17 protein-coding genes and 1 pseudogene are annotated in these 16,293 nt (G+C 54.6%); 11 read left to right on the top strand and 7 right to left on the bottom strand.

Features of this window, described 5'->3' with window-relative positions; genetic code table 11:
• Positions 1-309 precede the first annotated feature (309 nt).
• The 10 genes and pseudogenes from G0034_RS23705 to G0034_RS23160 all read left to right on the top strand — a co-directional run.
• Positions 310-360 (top strand): annotated as a pseudogene (locus G0034_RS23705) (hypothetical protein); the annotation flags it as partial.
• A 228-nt stretch (positions 361-588) separates the two neighbouring features.
• Positions 589-729: a 50S ribosomal protein L34 gene (rpmH, locus tag G0034_RS23200; RefSeq protein WP_000831330.1), complete on the top strand. Its 141-nt coding sequence runs from the start codon at positions 589-591 to the stop codon at positions 727-729.
• A 16-nt stretch (positions 730-745) separates the two neighbouring features.
• Positions 746-1,105 carry a ribonuclease P protein component gene (gene rnpA, locus G0034_RS23195; RefSeq protein WP_014072458.1) on the top strand — a complete coding sequence of 120 codons (360 nt, stop codon included), beginning with the start codon at positions 746-748 and terminating at the stop codon, positions 1,103-1,105.
• On the top strand, positions 1,069-1,326 hold the full coding sequence (gene yidD / locus G0034_RS23190; RefSeq protein ID WP_001307474.1) for a membrane protein insertion efficiency factor YidD: 258 nt from the start codon (positions 1,069-1,071) through the stop codon (positions 1,324-1,326). The genes rnpA and yidD overlap by 37 nt, the downstream gene beginning before the upstream one ends.
• 2 nt (positions 1,327-1,328) lie before the next feature.
• A complete protein-coding gene (gene yidC / locus G0034_RS23185) occupies positions 1,329-2,972 on the top strand; it encodes a membrane protein insertase YidC (protein ID WP_014881901.1) in 1,644 nt (547 codons plus the stop codon).
• Positions 2,973-3,044: 72 nt separating this feature from the next.
• Positions 3,045-4,409 carry a tRNA uridine-5-carboxymethylaminomethyl(34) synthesis GTPase MnmE gene (mnmE, locus tag G0034_RS23180; protein WP_014881900.1) on the top strand — a complete coding sequence of 455 codons (1,365 nt, stop codon included), beginning with the start codon at positions 3,045-3,047 and terminating at the stop codon, positions 4,407-4,409.
• A gap of 111 nt (positions 4,410-4,520) precedes the next feature.
• On the top strand, positions 4,521-5,684 hold the full coding sequence (locus G0034_RS23175; RefSeq protein ID WP_063667056.1) for an MFS transporter: 1,164 nt from the start codon (positions 4,521-4,523) through the stop codon (positions 5,682-5,684).
• On the top strand, positions 5,665-6,636 hold the full coding sequence (gene yidZ, locus G0034_RS23170) for an HTH-type transcriptional regulator YidZ (RefSeq protein ID WP_032635227.1): 972 nt from the start codon (positions 5,665-5,667) through the stop codon (positions 6,634-6,636). The genes G0034_RS23175 and yidZ overlap by 20 nt, the downstream gene beginning before the upstream one ends.
• Positions 6,637-6,758: 122 nt before the next feature.
• Positions 6,759-7,505 (top strand): 4'-phosphopantetheinyl transferase family protein, encoded by a 747-nt coding sequence (locus G0034_RS23165; RefSeq protein WP_014881897.1) that lies wholly within the window; start codon positions 6,759-6,761, stop codon positions 7,503-7,505.
• Positions 7,506-7,541: 36 nt separating this feature from the next.
• Positions 7,542-8,108, top strand: a complete 567-nt coding sequence (locus G0034_RS23160) for an NADPH-dependent FMN reductase (protein ID WP_014881896.1) — start codon at positions 7,542-7,544, stop codon at positions 8,106-8,108.
• 91 nt (positions 8,109-8,199) lie between these two features.
• Here G0034_RS23160 and adeP read toward each other — a convergent pair whose 3' ends face one another.
• A complete protein-coding gene (adeP, locus tag G0034_RS23155; protein WP_137675653.1) occupies positions 8,200-9,537 on the bottom strand; it encodes an adenine permease AdeP in 1,338 nt (445 codons plus the stop codon).
• Positions 9,538-9,702: 165 nt separating this feature from the next.
• Here adeP and yieH point away from each other — a divergent pair, with 165 nt between their 5' ends.
• Positions 9,703-10,368, top strand: a complete 666-nt coding sequence (gene yieH / locus G0034_RS23150) for a 6-phosphogluconate phosphatase (protein ID WP_179121298.1) — start codon at positions 9,703-9,705, stop codon at positions 10,366-10,368.
• An 82-nt stretch (positions 10,369-10,450) separates the two neighbouring features.
• On the opposite strand, the gene phoU is transcribed toward yieH, so the two are convergent.
• The 6 genes from phoU to G0034_RS23120 all read right to left on the bottom strand — a co-directional run bounded on the left by phoU (position 10,451) and on the right by G0034_RS23120 (position 16,284).
• Positions 10,451-11,176 (bottom strand): phosphate signaling complex protein PhoU, encoded by a 726-nt coding sequence (gene phoU / locus G0034_RS23145; protein WP_008500182.1) that lies wholly within the window; start codon positions 11,174-11,176, stop codon positions 10,451-10,453.
• 13 nt (positions 11,177-11,189) lie between these two features.
• Positions 11,190-11,963 carry a phosphate ABC transporter ATP-binding protein PstB gene (gene pstB, locus G0034_RS23140; protein ID WP_010426574.1) on the bottom strand — a complete coding sequence of 258 codons (774 nt, stop codon included), beginning with the start codon at positions 11,961-11,963 and terminating at the stop codon, positions 11,190-11,192.
• A 47-nt stretch (positions 11,964-12,010) separates the two neighbouring features.
• Positions 12,011-12,901: a phosphate ABC transporter permease PstA gene (pstA, locus tag G0034_RS23135; RefSeq protein ID WP_014881893.1), complete on the bottom strand. Its 891-nt coding sequence runs from the start codon at positions 12,899-12,901 to the stop codon at positions 12,011-12,013.
• On the bottom strand, positions 12,901-13,860 hold the full coding sequence (pstC, locus tag G0034_RS23130; protein WP_014881892.1) for a phosphate ABC transporter permease PstC: 960 nt from the start codon (positions 13,858-13,860) through the stop codon (positions 12,901-12,903). The genes pstA and pstC overlap by 1 nt, the downstream gene beginning before the upstream one ends.
• Positions 13,861-13,941: 81 nt before the next feature.
• The gene (pstS, locus tag G0034_RS23125; protein ID WP_014881891.1) at positions 13,942-14,982 is read right to left on the bottom strand and encodes a phosphate ABC transporter substrate-binding protein PstS; all 1,041 of its coding nucleotides are present in this window, start codon (positions 14,980-14,982) and stop codon (positions 13,942-13,944) included.
• Positions 14,983-15,228: 246 nt separating this feature from the next.
• The gene (locus G0034_RS23120; protein ID WP_179121297.1) at positions 15,229-16,284 is read right to left on the bottom strand and encodes a fimbrial protein; all 1,056 of its coding nucleotides are present in this window, start codon (positions 16,282-16,284) and stop codon (positions 15,229-15,231) included.
• Positions 16,285-16,293: the final 9 nt, after the last annotated feature.

Genomic DNA, 16,293 nt, shown 5'->3' with positions numbered 1-16,293 from the left:
TCGAACAATAAAAGAAAACTATTGAATATTCATGATTGTTGGCGCACATCGACATGACCCTGTGCAAAGGGTGACGTGCGAATTGCTATCTGCAATTTAATCCTGACCAGGATCCTGGGATCCCGATCGGGACCGCGGATCATAGCCTAAACTGAGCCAGAGATCTTCTGTTTCTCACAGATTCTTCCCGATTTATCCACAGGAAGATCCGAAACCGGGTAAGTGTAAACGATCCTGGCGCGAGTGCCTCGCGATTTAGCCCGCATATTGGAAAATTTAATGAGCAACGACAATTTATTGCTTAAATGATCTAACGAAGATCCGGGACGATCCTTGCGCTTTGTTGCCGAGCCCGTATAATCCTCGACCCGGCGCGTGATGCTCATCTTCCTGCGTCGTCCGTTGCTCATTTTCCACGCGAAATCGTGCGGAAATACGCGGGAAATAAGGAAAGAGAATTGACTCCGGAGTGTACAATTATTACAATCCGGCCTCTTTAATCACCCACGCTGAGGCGTTAGTCGTTCGAAACTCGTTCGGGTATACGCAAAAGTCAGTGAATTTATTCAAGTTTAGGTAGAAATCGCCATGAAACGCACTTTTCAACCGTCTGTACTGAAGCGCAACCGTTCTCACGGCTTCCGTGCTCGTATGGCTACTAAAAATGGTCGTCAGGTTCTGGCACGTCGTCGTGCTAAAGGCCGCGCTCGTCTGACCGTTTCCAAGTAATAAAGCTAACCCCTGAGTGGTTAAGCTCGCATTTCCCAGGGAGTTACGTTTGTTAACTCCCACTCATTTCACTTTCGTCTTCCAGCAGCCACAACGGGCTGGCACGCCGCAAATCACCATCCTCGGCCGCCAAAATTCGCTGGGGCATCCCCGCATCGGTCTCACAGTCGCCAAGAAAAACGTTAAGCGCGCGCATGAACGCAATCGGATTAAACGTCTGACGCGTGAAAGCTTCCGTTTACGTCAGCACGAACTGCCTTCTATGGATTTCGTGGTGGTGGCTAAAAAGGGGGTTGCCGACCTCGATAACCGTGCTCTCTCGGAAGCGTTGGAAAAATTATGGCGCCGCCACTGTCGCCTGGCTCACGGGTCCTGATAGCCCTCATTCGGGTCTATCAACGCCTGATTAGTCCGCTACTCGGGCCGCACTGCCGTTTCACACCAACATGCTCAAGCTACGGAATTGAGGCATTGCGCAGGTTTGGAGTGATAAAAGGCAGTTGGTTGACGGTGAAACGCGTATTAAAATGCCACCCTTTACACCCCGGTGGAGACGACCCCGTCCCCCCAGGACCTTTTGATACCAGAGAACACTAACGATGGATTCGCAACGCAATCTTCTTATCATCGCTTTGTTGTTCGTGTCTTTCATGATCTGGCAGGCATGGGAGCAGGATAAAAATCCTCAACCCCAGCAGCAGACCACGCAGACTACGACCACCGCAGCGGGTAGCGCCGCCGACCAGGGCGTACCGGCCAGTGGCCAGGGGAAACAGATTACGGTTAAGACCGATGTGCTTGAGCTGACTATCAACACCCGTGGTGGTGATGTTGAGCAGGCGCTGCTGTTGACCTACCCGAAAGAGCTGAAGTCTACCGAACCGTTCCAGTTACTGGAAACCACGCCAGAGTTTATCTATCAGGCGCAGAGCGGCCTGACCGGTCGTGATGGCCCGGATAACCCGGCTAACGGTGCGCGTCCACTGTATAACGTCGAGAGCGACACCTTTGCGCTGGCTGATGGCCAGAACGAACTCGTTATCCCGATGACCTATACCGACGCGGCAGGCAACACGTTCACCAAAACCTTCACCCTGAAACGCGGTGAATATGCGGTAAACGTGGGCTACAGCGTACAGAACACCGGTGCGAAACCGCTGGAACTGTCTACCTTCGGTCAGCTGAAGCAGTCCATCAATCTGCCGTCTCACCGTGACACCGGAAGCAGCAACTTCGCGCTGCACACCTTCCGTGGCGCGGCATACTCCACGCCTGACGCGAAGTATGAGAAATACAAGTTCGACACCATTGCCGATAACGAAAACCTGAACGTCAGTGCTAAAGGCGGTTGGGTGGCAATGCTGCAGCAGTATTTCGCGACTGCATGGGTGCCAAACAACGACGGTACCAATAACTTCTATACCGCGAACCTGGGCAACGGTATTGCAGCCATCGGCTACAAATCTCAGCCAGTTCTGGTTCAGCCGGGTCAAACCGGTAAGCTGGCAAGCACCCTGTGGGTCGGCCCGGAAATTCAGGACAAAATGGCTGCTGTTGCGCCGCACCTGGATCTGACCGTCGATTATGGTTGGTTGTGGTTCATCTCTCAGCCGCTGTTTAAGCTGCTGAAGTTCATCCACAGCTTCCTGGGTAACTGGGGCTTCTCCATCATCGTTATCACCTTTATCGTTCGTGGCATCATGTACCCGCTGACCAAAGCGCAGTACACCTCCATGGCGAAGATGCGCATGCTGCAGCCGAAGATTCAGGCAATGCGTGAGCGTCTGGGCGATGACAAACAGCGTCAGAGCCAGGAAATGATGGCCCTGTATAAAGCAGAGAAAGTGAACCCGCTGGGTGGTTGCTTCCCGCTGCTGATTCAGATGCCAATCTTCCTTGCGCTGTACTACATGCTGATGGGTTCCGTTGAGCTGCGCCATGCGCCGTTCGCCCTGTGGATCCATGACCTGTCTGCACAGGACCCGTACTACATCCTGCCGATCCTGATGGGCGTGACGATGTTCTTCATCCAGAAGATGTCGCCGACCACCGTGACCGACCCGATGCAGCAGAAGATCATGACCTTTATGCCGGTCATCTTCACCGTGTTCTTCCTGTGGTTCCCGTCAGGTCTGGTGCTGTACTATATCGTCAGCAACCTGGTGACCATCATCCAGCAGCAGCTGATTTACCGTGGTCTGGAAAAACGTGGCCTGCATAGCCGCGAAAAGAAAAAGTCCTGATCCGATAAGTTAACGCTAAAATAAGGGCGGTCGATTGACCGCCTTTTTTATTTGTATTGAACGAGAGCAACCATGAGCCATAACGACACTATCGTCGCCCAGGCAACCCCACCGGGACGCGGTGGTGTAGGTATTCTGCGCATCTCCGGCCTGAAGGCGCGCGAGGTGGCTGAAGCGGTGCTGGGTAAACTGCCAAAACCGCGCTACGCGGATTACCTGCCGTTTAAAGACAGCGACGGTACGCCGCTGGACCAGGGCATAGCGCTGTGGTTCCCCGGCCCGAACTCCTTTACCGGCGAAGACGTGCTGGAGCTGCAGGGCCACGGCGGCCCGGTGATCCTCGACCTGCTGTTAAAACGTATTCTGACCCTGCCAGGCCTGCGTATTGCGAAGCCGGGCGAGTTCTCCGAGCGTGCTTTTCTGAACGATAAGCTTGACCTGGCCCAGGCCGAGGCGATTGCCGATCTGATCGACGCCAGTTCTGAACAGGCGGCTCGCTCCGCCCTGAACTCGCTTCAGGGGGCATTTTCTGCCCGCGTGAATCACCTGGTGGAAGCACTTACTCACCTTCGGATCTACGTGGAAGCAGCTATCGACTTCCCTGACGAGGAGATCGACTTCCTCTCTGACGGAAAAATCGAAGCCCAGCTCAACCAGGTGATGAGCGACCTCGACGCGGTGCGCGCCGAGGCGCGTCAGGGCAGCCTGCTGCGCGAAGGGATGAAGGTGGTCATTGCCGGGCGCCCGAACGCCGGGAAATCGAGCCTGTTGAACGCCCTGGCGGGCCGTGAAGCGGCCATTGTGACCGACATTGCCGGTACCACCCGCGACGTGCTGCGCGAGCATATCCACATCGACGGGATGCCGCTGCACATTATCGATACCGCCGGTCTGCGCGATGCCAGCGATGAAGTTGAGCGTATCGGTATTGAACGCGCCTGGCAGGAGATCGAGCAGGCTGACCGCGTGCTGTTTATGGTGGACGGCACCACCACCGACGCCGTTGACCCGGCTGAGATCTGGCCAGATTTTATCGCCCGCCTGCCGGCTAAGCTGCCGATCACCGTAGTGCGCAACAAAGCAGACGTGACCGGTGAAACGCTGGGTATCAGCGATGTGAATGGTCACTCGCTCATTCGCCTGTCGGCGCGCACCGGTGAGGGCGTGGACGACCTGCGTAACCATCTCAAGCAGAGCATGGGCTTTGACACCAGCATGGAAGGCGGCTTCCTGGCGCGCCGTCGTCACCTGCAGGCGCTGGAAGAGGCGGCCCGTCATCTTGACCAGGGTAAAGCACAGCTGATCGGCGCCTGGGCGGGTGAACTGCTGGCGGAAGAGCTGCGTCTGGCGCAGCAGAATCTGAGTGAGATCACCGGGGAGTTTACCTCGGACGATCTGCTGGGAAGGATTTTCTCGAGCTTCTGTATTGGCAAATAACATCCGCTAATCCATGGTGATTTCCTCTCAGGAAATCACCATTGTCCAAATGGCAACTCGCCTAATCCCTCTTCTCCCCCTATTCTGCTTGCCTGCATCCATGGGGGGTTTATGGCTCGTTTTCTGTTTTGTAGTTTTGCGCTCGTTCTGCTTTATCCGTCTGGCATTGATATGTATCTGGTGGGATTACCGCACATCGCCCACGATCTGGGTGCCAGCGAAGCGCAGCTGCATATTGCGTTTTCGGCCTACCTCGCGGGGATGGCGTCGTCGATGGTGTTTGCCGGAAAAATTGCGGATAAGGCAGGTCGTCAGCCTGTCGCGATTACCGGTGCGATTGTGTTCGCGCTGGCATCGATACTGTGTTCCGTCGCCCAGGAAAGCACCCTGTTCCTGACAGGACGTTTTATTCAGGGCATTGGAGCGGGTGGCTGCTATGTGGTGGCCTTTGCGATCCTGCGCGATACCTTAAGCGCCCAGCGTCGCGCGAAGGTGCTCTCCATGCTGAACGGCATAACCTGCATCATCCCGGTGCTGGCTCCCGTCGTAGGCTATCTGATCATGCTGAAACTCCCGTGGCAAAGCCTGTTCTGGACCATGGCAGCCATGGGGGCGCTGGTGTTTATCCTATCGATTGCCGTGCTGAAAGAGACCCACCCGGGTTCGCAGAATAGCGGTCATACCGCAAGAATTCACCCGGCCGAGAAGCTCATCAACCGCTTTTTCCTCAGTCGCCTGGCCGTCACTACGCTCAGCGTGGCGGTGATCCTGACCTATGTAAACGTTTCACCTATATTGCTGATGGAGACCATGGGCTTCGATCGCGGAGAATATTCAACGGTGATGGCCTTAACCGCCATGGTCAGTATGGCCGTCTCCTTCTCTACTCCTTTTGCACTCAATATTTTCAGCCAGCGCATGCTGATGCTGACCTCGCAGGTGTTGTTCCTCGCTGCAGGTCTGATCCTGGCGACGGCAAGCTCACACGCGGTGATGCTGGTGGGCATTACCCTCATTTGCGCCGGATTCTCGGTTGGTTTTGGCGTCGCGATGAGTCAGGCGCTCGGCCCATTCTCGCTGCGGGCAGGCGTGGCAAGCTCGGTGCTGGGGATCGCGCAGGTCTGCGGTTCATCGCTGTGGATTTGGCTGGCGGCGGTCATCGGACTTAACGCGCTCAATATGCTGATCGGGATTCTGATTGGCTGTAGCATGGTCTGCATCACTTTACTTTTGGTTATCCAGCCTGCGGCAAACTATGAAGAAGCCCATCAGTAATCTCGATCTTAACCTTTTGCTTTGTCTGCAGCTTTTGCTGCAGGAGCGCAGCGTCACCAAAGCCGCAAAGCGGATGAACGTCACGCCGTCAGCGGTAAGTAAATCACTGGGCAAGCTGCGCGACTGGTTCGACGACCCGCTGTTTGTCAAAACGCCGTTAGGGCTACTGCCCACGCCGCTAACGGTCAGCCTGGAGCAGGACCTGGCGGACTGGATGCAAATCGGCAACCAGATCCTCGACAAATTCCATCATGATTCGCCGGGCGGGCTAACGTTCATGCTGGCTGCAGAAACGCCGTTGATGCTTATCCGCTTTAATGACCTGCTGGAACAGGTGAACCAGCGCTATCCGCAGGCAACGGTGAAGATGCGTCACTGGGATTACGATTCGCTGGACGCCATTACGCGCGGGGAAGTGGATGTGGGCTTCACCGGCCGCGAAACGCACCCGCGCTCGCGGGAACTGCTGAAACTGATGCCGTGGTTTATCGACTACGAAATCCTGTTTAGCGACCGTCCGTGCGTCTATCTGCGCGAGGACCATCCGGCACTTCAGGAAGAGTGGGATCTGGAGACCTTCCTGCGCTACCCCCATATCAGCATCTTCTGGGAACGCAGCGACACCTGGGCGCTTGATGAAGTTCTCAAGGAGATGGGACGTGAGCGCACCATCGCCATGAGCCTGCCGGGCTTCGAACAGGCGATGTTTATGGCGGCTCAGCCCGGTCATAACTATATAGCCACCGCTCCGCACTACTGCCATCACTATAATCACCTCCACCAGCGGAAGCTGATCGCGCTTCCCATTCCCATTGACGAAGCGCAGGCTGAAAAGCTGACCGTTCCCTTCACGCTGATCTGGCATAAACGGAACAGCCATAATCCGAAAATCCTCTGGCTACGGGAGACCATCAAGGCCTTATACGGTGCCAACAGTCCGATTTTTGCCTAAGAAAATGTAAAGTTCGGTCCTAAGGCTTCTCTTACGCCCATTTACTGATTAAAACAGGAGGCAAGTTGAGCGATAATCATGTAACCGTTTAACCGAATACGACCATTATCAAGGAGCGAAAAATGGCAACGCACTTTGCAAGAGGGATACTCACAGAAGGACGTCTCGTATCGGCCAGAATCTCTTCCGCCTGTCACAGTGAGGCGCTCAAACTCCCCGAACACCGCAGAACGCGTTTTTTAGCGTCCAGAGCGCTGCTCGCAGAACTGATGTTCATGCTGTATGGCACCAGCGAACTGCCGGAGATCATCACCCAACCCGAAGGCCGCCCGGTCTTTGCCGACCCGGATCTCCCCCGTTTTTCTATTGCCTACACGGGGAATATCATTGGTGTAGCGCTAACCACCGAGGGGGATTGCGGGCTGGATATGGAGCTTCAGCGTGCAACGCGAGGATTCCACGGTGCAAGCCCGCACGATGACTACCCGCTCTCAAGTAATGAAAAACTCTGGGTGCGCAACCAAACCGATCCCGTCGAGGCCAGAGCTCAGCTCATCACCCTGCGCCAGAGCATCCGCAAGCTCTGCGGTTGTGCCTCAGATGACGCACGTCAGTTGCAGCTGTTGCCAGGCTCCGGACGCCTGCGTGCCGCTCAGGCAACGCTTGTAGAAGCGCTCAGCGATGCAGAAGATGTGTTGATATGGTCCGTTGCCGTCAGCCCCGCCATCGAACGGCTAAAGGTTTGGGCATTTGACAGTAAAGAGGGATGGCGTACTCTTCCGGATGTGCCCGAGCGAGCCAACGAACCCGCCGCACGTCTGATGCGATTAACCAGTTTACCGGCAGAAAAAGCATACATCCTTAGCTGATCCATTCAGGGTCATCATGATGAAACAGGAGTAATCATGTCTGATACGTTGAAAGTTGTTACGTTACTGGGAAGCCTGCGCAAAGGTTCATTTAACGGGATGGTTGCCCGCACGCTGCCACAGCTGGCACCGGCAGGTATGGAGATTAGCGCCCTGCCGTCTATTGGTGACATCCCGCTGTATGATGCAGATGTCCAGCAGGAAGAAGGGTTCCCGCAGAGCGTTGAGGCGCTGGCAGATCAGATCCGCCAGGCCGACGGCGTGGTCATTGTCACCCCGGAGTATAACTACTCGGTTCCGGGTGGCCTGAAGAATGCCATCGACTGGCTGTCCCGTTTACCTGAGCAGCCGCTGGCGGGTAAACCGGTACTCATCCAGACCAGTTCTATGGGTGCCATTGGTGGCGCACGCTGCCAGTACCACCTGCGCCAGATCCTGGTATTCCTGGATGCGATGGTGATGAACAAGCCGGAGTTTATGGGTGGCGTGATTCAGAACAAGGTCGACCCGCAGACGGGTGACGTGGTGGACCAGAGCACGCGTGACCATCTGTCTGGTCAGCTGACGGCGTTTGGGGATTATATTAAGCGGGTTAAAGCCTGATAAAAAAGCCCGGTGGCGCTAGCGCTTACCGGGCCTACACTCTTCAGTAGCTCAGGTAAGCGAAGCGCCACCTGACACCACAAACCGCACCTTAGTGCGCATCGATAAACACAATCTTCAGCACAAACAGCAGCGCAACAACAATCACGCACGGGCTGAGATCGCGGAAGCGGCCGGTACCGATCTTCATCACGCAGTACGAGATAAAGCCCAGCGCGATACCTTCGGTGATCGAGAAGCTGAATGGCATCATCACGGCGGTAATAAACGCCGGCACCGCTTCGGTTAAATCATCCCACTTCACGCGTGACAGGCTGGAGGTCATCAGCACCCCCACGTAAATCAGCGCGCCAGCTGCCGCATACGGAGGAACCATACCCGCCAGCGGAGAGAGGAAGATCACCAGCAGGAACAGAATACCCACCACCACTGCCGTCAGGCCGGTACGACCGCCCACGGACACGCCGGAAGAGGATTCAATGTAAGCGGTAACAGACGAGGTGCCGATGAAAGAGCCCGCGACGGAAGAGATGCTATCCACAAACAGCGCCTGCTTCATGCGTGGGAATTTCCCTTTCTCATCCGCCAGACCTGCTTTGTCCGTCACGCCAATCAGCGTACCGGAAGAGTCAAACAGGTTGACCAGCATGAAGGAGAAAATCACACCCGCCAGGCCCAGGTTCAGGGAACCCGCCAGGTCAACGTGACCAATCACGGTTGAAACGCTCGGTGGCGCAGAGACGATACCGTTATAGTGAACGTCGCCCAGCATCCAGCCCAGTAAGGTCGTGACCACGATGGATACCAGCACTGCCGCATGAATATTGCGGGAGGCCAGGATCGCAATGATGAAGAAGCCCAGCACGCCCAGCAGCACGTTATGCGAGGTCAGATGACCAATGCTCACCAGCGTTTCCGGGTTCGCGACGATCACACCGGCGTTTTTCAGCCCCATCATACCGATGAACAGACCAATACCGCTGGTAATACCCACGCGCAGGCTCACCGGAATGTTCGCGATCATCCAGTAACGTACGCGGAAAATGGTCAGCAGCAGCAGACCAATAGCGCCCCAGAAAATTGCGCCCATGCCTACCTGCCACGGCAGCCCCATCGCCTGAACCACCACGAACGCGAAGAAGGCGTTCAGACCCATAGCGGGAGCCAGCGCAACCGGCAGGTTAGCGAACACGCCCATCAGGATGCTGCCAAGCGCCGCAATCAGACAGGTAGTCACAAAGACGGCGCTGGTATCCATGCCAGCAACGCCCAGAATTTGAGGGTTCACAAAAACGATGTAGACCATCGTCAGGAAGGTGGTGAAACCGGCGATCACTTCGGTGCGTGCCGTTGTGCCGTGCTCGCGCAGTTTAAACACGCGCTCAAGCAGACCCTGACCAGATGTCTGGGTAGTGTGTTGTTGACTCATCATCAATTTCCGAACAAGGAGGGAAAATTCGTCGCTATCCTATACCAAAATGCGACAATAGTGGCAGTTACGTGATACTTTTTTCATTGATTTTGCTTATACGGCAACGATTGCGTCCCGGCGAACTGCCGTACGAAAACGTTAAACTTGTTAAAAGGGAAAGGCATGTCCGGAATTGAAGCGGTATTTTTTGACTGCGACGGTACGCTGGTCGACAGTGAGGTCATTTGTTCCCGCGCGTATGTCACCATGTTCCAGGAATTTGGCATTACGCTGGAGCTCGAAGAGGTGTTTAAGCGCTTTAAGGGCGTGAAGCTCTACGAGATTATCGACATCATTAACGAAGAACACGGTGTCTTTCTGGCAAAAGCGGATCTGGAGCCGGTGTATCGCGCCGAGGTTGCACGCCTGTTCGACTCAGAGCTGGAAGTTATATCAGGCGCAAACGCGCTGCTGGATGCGATGACGGTGCCGATCTGCGTGGTCTCTAACGGTCCGGTCAGCAAAATGCAGCACTCGCTCGGCAAGCTTGAAATGTTGCACCATTTCCCGGAAAAACTGTTCAGCGGCTACGATATCCAGCGCTGGAAGCCCGATCCGGCGCTGATGTTCCATGCGGCGAAAGCGATGCACGTCAACGTCGAGAACTGCATTCTGGTGGATGACTCGTCTGCGGGTGCGCAGTCCGGCATTGATGCAGGGATGGAGGTGTTTTACTTCTGTGCCGATCCGCACAACAAGCCGATCGTTCATCCAAACGTGACGACCTTTACCGATCTGGCGCAGTTGCCGGATCTGTGGAAAGCGCGCGGGTGGGATATTACTCGGTAGTGTTTCCCCTCTCCCAAAGGGAGAGGGAGAAAACCAGTTAGAGCGTAGGGCGGGTAAGCGCTAGCGCCATCCGCCACAAAAATCACTCTTTCGGGTCTTTACCCGCCAGCAGCTTGTCCAGCTCGTCGCCGCCGACGTGACGGAAGTCCTGACCCTTCACGAAGTAGAAAATGTATTCGCAAATGTTCTGGCAGCGGTCGCCGATACGCTCGATGGAGCGCGCGCAGAACAGGGCGGTCAGCACGCTTGGGATGGTACGGGAGTCTTCCATCATGTAGGTCATCAGCTGACGCACGATGCCTTCATATTCCTGGTCGACCTTCTTGTCTTCCCGGTAGATACGCACCGCTTCGTCCAGATCCATACGCGCAAAAGCATCCAGCACGTCGTGCAGCATCTGCACGGTGTGCCGACCCAGTGACTCCAGGCTCACCAGCAGCGGCTGGTGCTGCTGAGAGAATTTCTCCAGCGCGGTGCGGCAGATTTTGTCGGCCACGTCACCAATACGCTCCAGCTCGGCGATGGTTTTGATGATGGCCATCACCAGACGCAGATCGCTCGCCGTCGGCTGACGTTTCGCGATAATGCGCACGCACGCTTCGTCGATGGCGACTTCCATCATGTTGACGTTCTTGTCGCCTTCAATGACGCGCTTCGCCAGCTCGCTGTCCTGGTTGTGCATCGCCGTAATCGCATCGGAAAGCTGCTGTTCAACCATGCCACCCATGGTCATCACCTGCGTGCGAATACTCTCCAGCTCTGCGTTGAACTGGCCGGAAATGTGTTTGTTAAGATTGAGGTTGTCCATGATTCACTCCAAATCAACCGTAGCGGCCAGTAATGTAATCTTCGGTTTGTTTCTTCGCCGGTCTGGTGAACAGCGCGTCCGTATCGCTGAACTCGATCAGCTCGCCCAGGTACATAAACGCGGTGTGATCGGAGCAACGCGCAGCCTGCTGCATGTTGTGGGTCACGATAACCACGGTGTAATCCTGCTTCAGCTCGGTGATCAGCTCTTCAATACGGCCAGTTGATATCGGGTCCAGCGCTGAACACGGCTCATCAAGCAGCAACACTTCCGGGCGAATAGCAATACCGCGCGCAATGCACAGACGCTGCTGCTGACCACCGGACAGAGAGTACCCGCTCTGGTGAAGTTTATCTTTGGTTTCGTTCCATAATGCGGCCTTGGTCAATGCCCACTGCACGCGCTCGTCCATATCGGCACGGGAAAGCTTTTCAAACAGACGAACGCCAAAGGCGATGTTGTCATAAATGGACATCGGGAACGGCGTCGGTTTCTGGAACACCATCCCCACTTTGGCGCGAAGCAGGGCGATATCCTGCGCCTGGGTCAGAATGTTTTCACCGTCCAGGATGATTTCACCTTCAGCACGCTGCTCCGGATAGAGCGAATACATTTTGTTAAAGGTACGCAGCAGCGTGGATTTACCACAGCCAGACGGACCGATAAATGCCGTGACCTGGTTCTTCGCGATATCCAGGTTGATGTTCTTCAGGGCATGGAATTTGCCGTAGTAGAAGTTCAAATCACGAACCTGAATCTTACCCGGGGCAGTATCAACCATACTCATTGACTCTTTTCCTCATTCGGCGCCGCGAGCTGCCGCGCCGTAAAAAATTAACCGTGTTTCTTCTTCGCGAAAATGACGCGCGCCAGAATGTTCAGCAACAGTACGCAAAGGGTGATGATCAGCACCCCGGCCCAGGCCAGCTGCTGCCATTCCGCGAATGGGCTCATCGCAAATTTAAAGATCGTCACCGGCAGGTTGGCGATCGGCTGCATCATGTCCGTGCTCCAGAACTGGTTGGAGAGGGCAGTAAACAGCAGCGGAGCCGTTTCACCGGCAATACGGGCGATAGCCAGCAGAATCCCGGTCATGATCCCGGAGACCGACGCTTTCAGCGTAATCGCAGAGATCATTTTCCACTTCGGCGTACCCAGCGCATAAGCCGCTTCACGCAGGCTGTCCGGCACCAGTTTCAGCATGTTCTCGGTGGTACGAATCACAATAGGCACCTGCAGCAGCGCCAGCGCAATCACACCCGCCCAGCCGGAGAAGTGTTCCATTTGCGCAACCACGATGGTGTAAACAAACAGACCCACGACAATCGACGGAGCAGAAAGCAGGATGTCATTAATGAAGCGAATCACCTCAGCCAGCCAGGATTTACGCCCGTACTCTGCCAGGTAGATACCCGCCATAATGCCCAGCGGCGTACCGAACACGGTCGCCCACAGGATCAGTAATCCACTCCCCGCCAGGGCGTTCGCCAGACCACCACCCGCCGTGTTTGGCGGCGGCGTCATTTCGGTGAACAGCGCCAGCGACATGCCATCAATACCACGGGTGATGGTGGACATCAGGATCCAGATCAGCCAGAACAGGCCGAACGCCATCGTCGCCATGGAAAGCGTCAGCGCAATGCGGTTTTTAAAACGACGCTTTGCCTGCATTTTGCGGCGGGATTCCGCCAGCTGAGCGGTGCTTTGCATTTCGAGAGTCGCCATCAGCGTGCCCCCTCATTTTTCGCGAGACGCAGGATCATCAGCTTGGAAATCGCCAGAACAATGAAGGTGATAACGAACAGAATCAGACCCAGTTCCATCAGCGCCGCGACGTGCAGCCCGGATTCCGCTTCGGCAAACTCGTTCGCCAGTGCAGAGGTAATACTGTTACCCGGCATATACAGAGAGACGCTGTCGAGCTGGTAGGTGTTACCGATGATAAAGGTGACCGCCATGGTTTCACCCAACGCACGACCTAATCCCAGCATGACGCCGCCGATCACCCCATTTTTGGTGAACGGAAGGACAATGCGCCAGATGACTTCCCAGGTGGTGCAGCCGATGCCGTAGGCCGACTCTTTCATCATCACCGGGGTTTGTTCAAAGACATCGCGCATAACCGCCGCAATGTACGGAATAATCATGATGGCGAGGATCACCCCTGCCGCAAGAATACCAATACCGAATGCCGGGCCTGAGAAGAGGGCGCCCACAAACGGAATGGCAGAAAGAACATTTCCCACCGGCTCCTGGAAGTATGTGGCAAACAGCGGCGCAAAGATAAACAGGCCCCACATGCCGTACACAATACTTGGAATGGCCGCCAGCAGTTCAATGGCGATGCCCAGCGGACGACGCAGCCAGCCTGGCGCCAGCTCCGTCAGGAACAGGGCAATACCGAAGCTTACCGGAACCGCAATCAGCAGAGCGATGAACGAGGTCACCAGCGTGCCGTAAATGGGCACCAGTGCACCGTAAACGTCGTTCGGCGCATCCCACTCTTTGGTCCACAGGAAGGAGAAACCGAATTTCTGAATGCTCGGCCAGGAGGAGAAAATCAGAGACACGATAATGCCGCCCAGCAGCAATAGCACAATCAGCGCAGCCAGTTTGACCAGCGCGCTGAAAATCATGTCACCTTTTTTACCCGGAGGGTTAAATGCAGGCTTGGTTGCAGCCATAAATCACTCTTCTGTTAAACGCGTTTACGAAATCGGCGGGTAAGCGCAAGCGCCGCCCGCCATTTTCGTCAGAATGCTAAATTAATACAATGCTTTACCGCTGCTGTCTTTCACGTTGGTTTTCCATGCAGCACGAATCTGCTCAACCACGCTGTCTGGCAGGCTGGCGTAGTCCAGGTCGTTAGCCTGTTTAGCGCCGTTTTTGTATGCCCAGTCGAAGAACTTCAGCACTTCAGCGCCCTGCTCAGGTTTCTTCTGCTCTTTGTGAACCAGGATGAAGGTGGTGGAGGTGATTGGCCACGCACCTTCGCCTTTCTGGTTCGTCAGATCCTGCGCGAAGGATTTGCTCCAGTCAGCGCCTTTTGCAGCGTTAGCAAAGTTCTCTTCGGTCGGGCTTACTGGTTTGCCATCAGCAGACACCAGTTTGGTGTAGGACAGGTTGTTCTGCTTCGCGTACGCGTATTCTACGTAGCCAATTGAGCCAGGCAGACGCTGTACGAACGCAGCGATACCGTCGTTACCTTTACCGCCCAGACCAGTTGGCCAGTTAACGGTAGAGCCGGAACCGACTTTCGATTTCCACTCTTCGTTCACTTTTGCCAGGTAGCTGGTGAAGACGAAGGAGGTACCAGAACCATCCGCGCGGCGAACCACGGCGATGTTCTGAGCAGGCAGCTTCAGGCCTGGGTTGAGCTTAGCGATCGCTTCGTCATCCCATTTTTTGATTTTACCCAGGTAGATGTCACCCAGGGTTTTGCCATCCAGCACCAGCTCACCAGACTTCACGCCCGGCAGGTTGATAGCCAGAACCACACCACCGATCACGGTCGGGAACTGGAACAGGCCTTCCTGATTCAGTTTATCGTCAGACAACGGCGCGTCTGATGCACCGAAATCAACGGTGTTAGCGGTAATTTGTTTTACGCCACCGGAGGAGCCGATACCCTGATAGTTAACCTTATTACCGGTTTCTTTCTGGTAGGTATCCGCCCATTTGGCATACACCGGCGCAGGGAAGGTTGCACCAGCGCCAGTCAGGCTTGCTTCTGCAAATACAGAGAACGCGCTCAGAGATAAGGTCGCGGCGACAACAGTTGCGACAGTGGTACGCATAACTTTCATAATGTCTCCTGCAAGGATTTCGTAAATCATTGTTTAAGTGGCTACGATGAGCAAAATAGGACAAACAGGTGACAGATAAATGTACGAAATATGACAGTTTTATGACAAACACAAAGGAAGGTGTAACCACATGAAAAATATAGCACTTAATTCATCAGGCATTCATTTTTTTGTCATTTTTATTTTAAAGATCGCCGTTTTGTCCGTGAAATATGACAACGGCTGTCATAAACAGCCGTTAATGGATTAGTGTCCGATTTCAATCGTCAGGGTAGCCGTACCGTTGAACGGACCGGGCGCGGGTCTGGACCCGGTTGCGCTAGCCGGAGCGCTTGAAAACGTGAGCGTCCCCAGCGTCTCACCTTCTAGAGTCACGGGCATTTTCGTCGTTTCCGCCTCAAGTTCACCGCCGTTAACATTAATTTCCCTGTTATGTTTATCGTAAATCTTAATACCCACGTCAGGATTATCGGTGGCTACCATCGTACTGTCGGCTGTCGCGGCAGAGGCGTGGAAGGATGCCCCCAGCGTGTCGGTAAACATCATATTTGAACATTTGATATTGACCTGCCGGGTAATCTTGCGGGAAGACAACGCCTGGCCCCGGTTTGCTGAGAATTCCGATGCCAGAATAGACTTGAAATCAATCATTATCGCCTGGCCTTCATCTATCTCGCAGGTTTGCGGGACCGTGACCGATCCCTGCACAATCACATCCGAGATGATTTCGCTCGAGACGGTACGGGGATCGATAGTGGCATAGATATTTGCCATGACCATCGACGGTATGGTGATCGTGCCGGTAAATTGTTTTTTGACATACAGATAAATAAAGCCCGACCCACCGCTGTAAAACGTGGTTTGCGAACTGACGCCATTATGACACCGGTACGTTCCCCCAATGTCATTTGGCAGGTGATCGAAGGGAACGGTGGTGTAGCCAACGCCAAGAATGTAGATTTGCAAACCGATATCAAGATACTTATTGAGATAATAATAGGAGATATTGTTTCTGCTAGTGGTGGGCTGCAGGGCTGGATTAACCACGCTGGTGATGTAAGCATGATCGTAACTTTCATTTTTCCCCGTCTGGCAGTAGCACGTTCCCTTAAACGAGGTCGTAGAGTTATTCATATCGATCATATGCTGCATGCCAACCAGGTTATCAAGCGTCGTTAATTGTTCCGCGACAGTGAAATAGTTATGGTATTTGCCATTGTCTGGTACGCAGTATCCGGTAGGCGCCGCCTGTAAAAAAAAAGCGGCAAAAAAGAGAGTAAAAAGCCAGAATTGGGGTTTCATTCTTATCCT

It is taken from the genome of Enterobacter sp. T2, from assembly GCF_010692925.1.
Taxonomy (GTDB): domain Bacteria; phylum Pseudomonadota; class Gammaproteobacteria; order Enterobacterales; family Enterobacteriaceae; genus Enterobacter; species Enterobacter kobei.
The sequence above is the reverse complement of the archived record's forward strand: the minus strand, read 5'-3'. Positions and strand labels throughout refer to the sequence as shown.

Bases quoted from the DNA above. Each gene is read 5' to 3' on its own strand.
- rpmH (WP_000831330.1), top strand. From the start codon at position 589: ATGAAACGCACTTTTCAACCGTCTGTACTGAAGCGCAACCGTTCTCAC.
- yidD (WP_001307474.1), top strand. From the start codon at position 1,069: ATGGCGCCGCCACTGTCGCCTGGCTCACGGGTCCTGATAGCCCTCATT.
- yidC (WP_014881901.1), top strand. From the start codon at position 1,329: ATGGATTCGCAACGCAATCTTCTTATCATCGCTTTGTTGTTCGTGTCT.
- mnmE (WP_014881900.1), top strand. From the start codon at position 3,045: ATGAGCCATAACGACACTATCGTCGCCCAGGCAACCCCACCGGGACGC.
- G0034_RS23175 (WP_063667056.1), top strand. From the start codon at position 4,521: ATGGCTCGTTTTCTGTTTTGTAGTTTTGCGCTCGTTCTGCTTTATCCG.
- yidZ (WP_032635227.1), top strand. From the start codon at position 5,665: ATGAAGAAGCCCATCAGTAATCTCGATCTTAACCTTTTGCTTTGTCTG.
- G0034_RS23165 (WP_014881897.1), top strand. From the start codon at position 6,759: ATGGCAACGCACTTTGCAAGAGGGATACTCACAGAAGGACGTCTCGTA.
- G0034_RS23160 (WP_014881896.1), top strand. From the start codon at position 7,542: ATGTCTGATACGTTGAAAGTTGTTACGTTACTGGGAAGCCTGCGCAAA.
- adeP (WP_137675653.1), bottom strand. From the start codon at position 9,537: ATGAGTCAACAACACACTACCCAGACATCTGGTCAGGGTCTGCTTGAG.
- yieH (WP_179121298.1), top strand. From the start codon at position 9,703: ATGTCCGGAATTGAAGCGGTATTTTTTGACTGCGACGGTACGCTGGTC.
- phoU (WP_008500182.1), bottom strand. From the start codon at position 11,176: ATGGACAACCTCAATCTTAACAAACACATTTCCGGCCAGTTCAACGCA.
- pstB (WP_010426574.1), bottom strand. From the start codon at position 11,963: ATGAGTATGGTTGATACTGCCCCGGGTAAGATTCAGGTTCGTGATTTG.
- pstA (WP_014881893.1), bottom strand. From the start codon at position 12,901: ATGGCGACTCTCGAAATGCAAAGCACCGCTCAGCTGGCGGAATCCCGC.
- pstC (WP_014881892.1), bottom strand. From the start codon at position 13,860: ATGGCTGCAACCAAGCCTGCATTTAACCCTCCGGGTAAAAAAGGTGAC.
- pstS (WP_014881891.1), bottom strand. From the start codon at position 14,982: ATGAAAGTTATGCGTACCACTGTCGCAACTGTTGTCGCCGCGACCTTA.
- G0034_RS23120 (WP_179121297.1), bottom strand. From the start codon at position 16,284: ATGAAACCCCAATTCTGGCTTTTTACTCTCTTTTTTGCCGCTTTTTTT.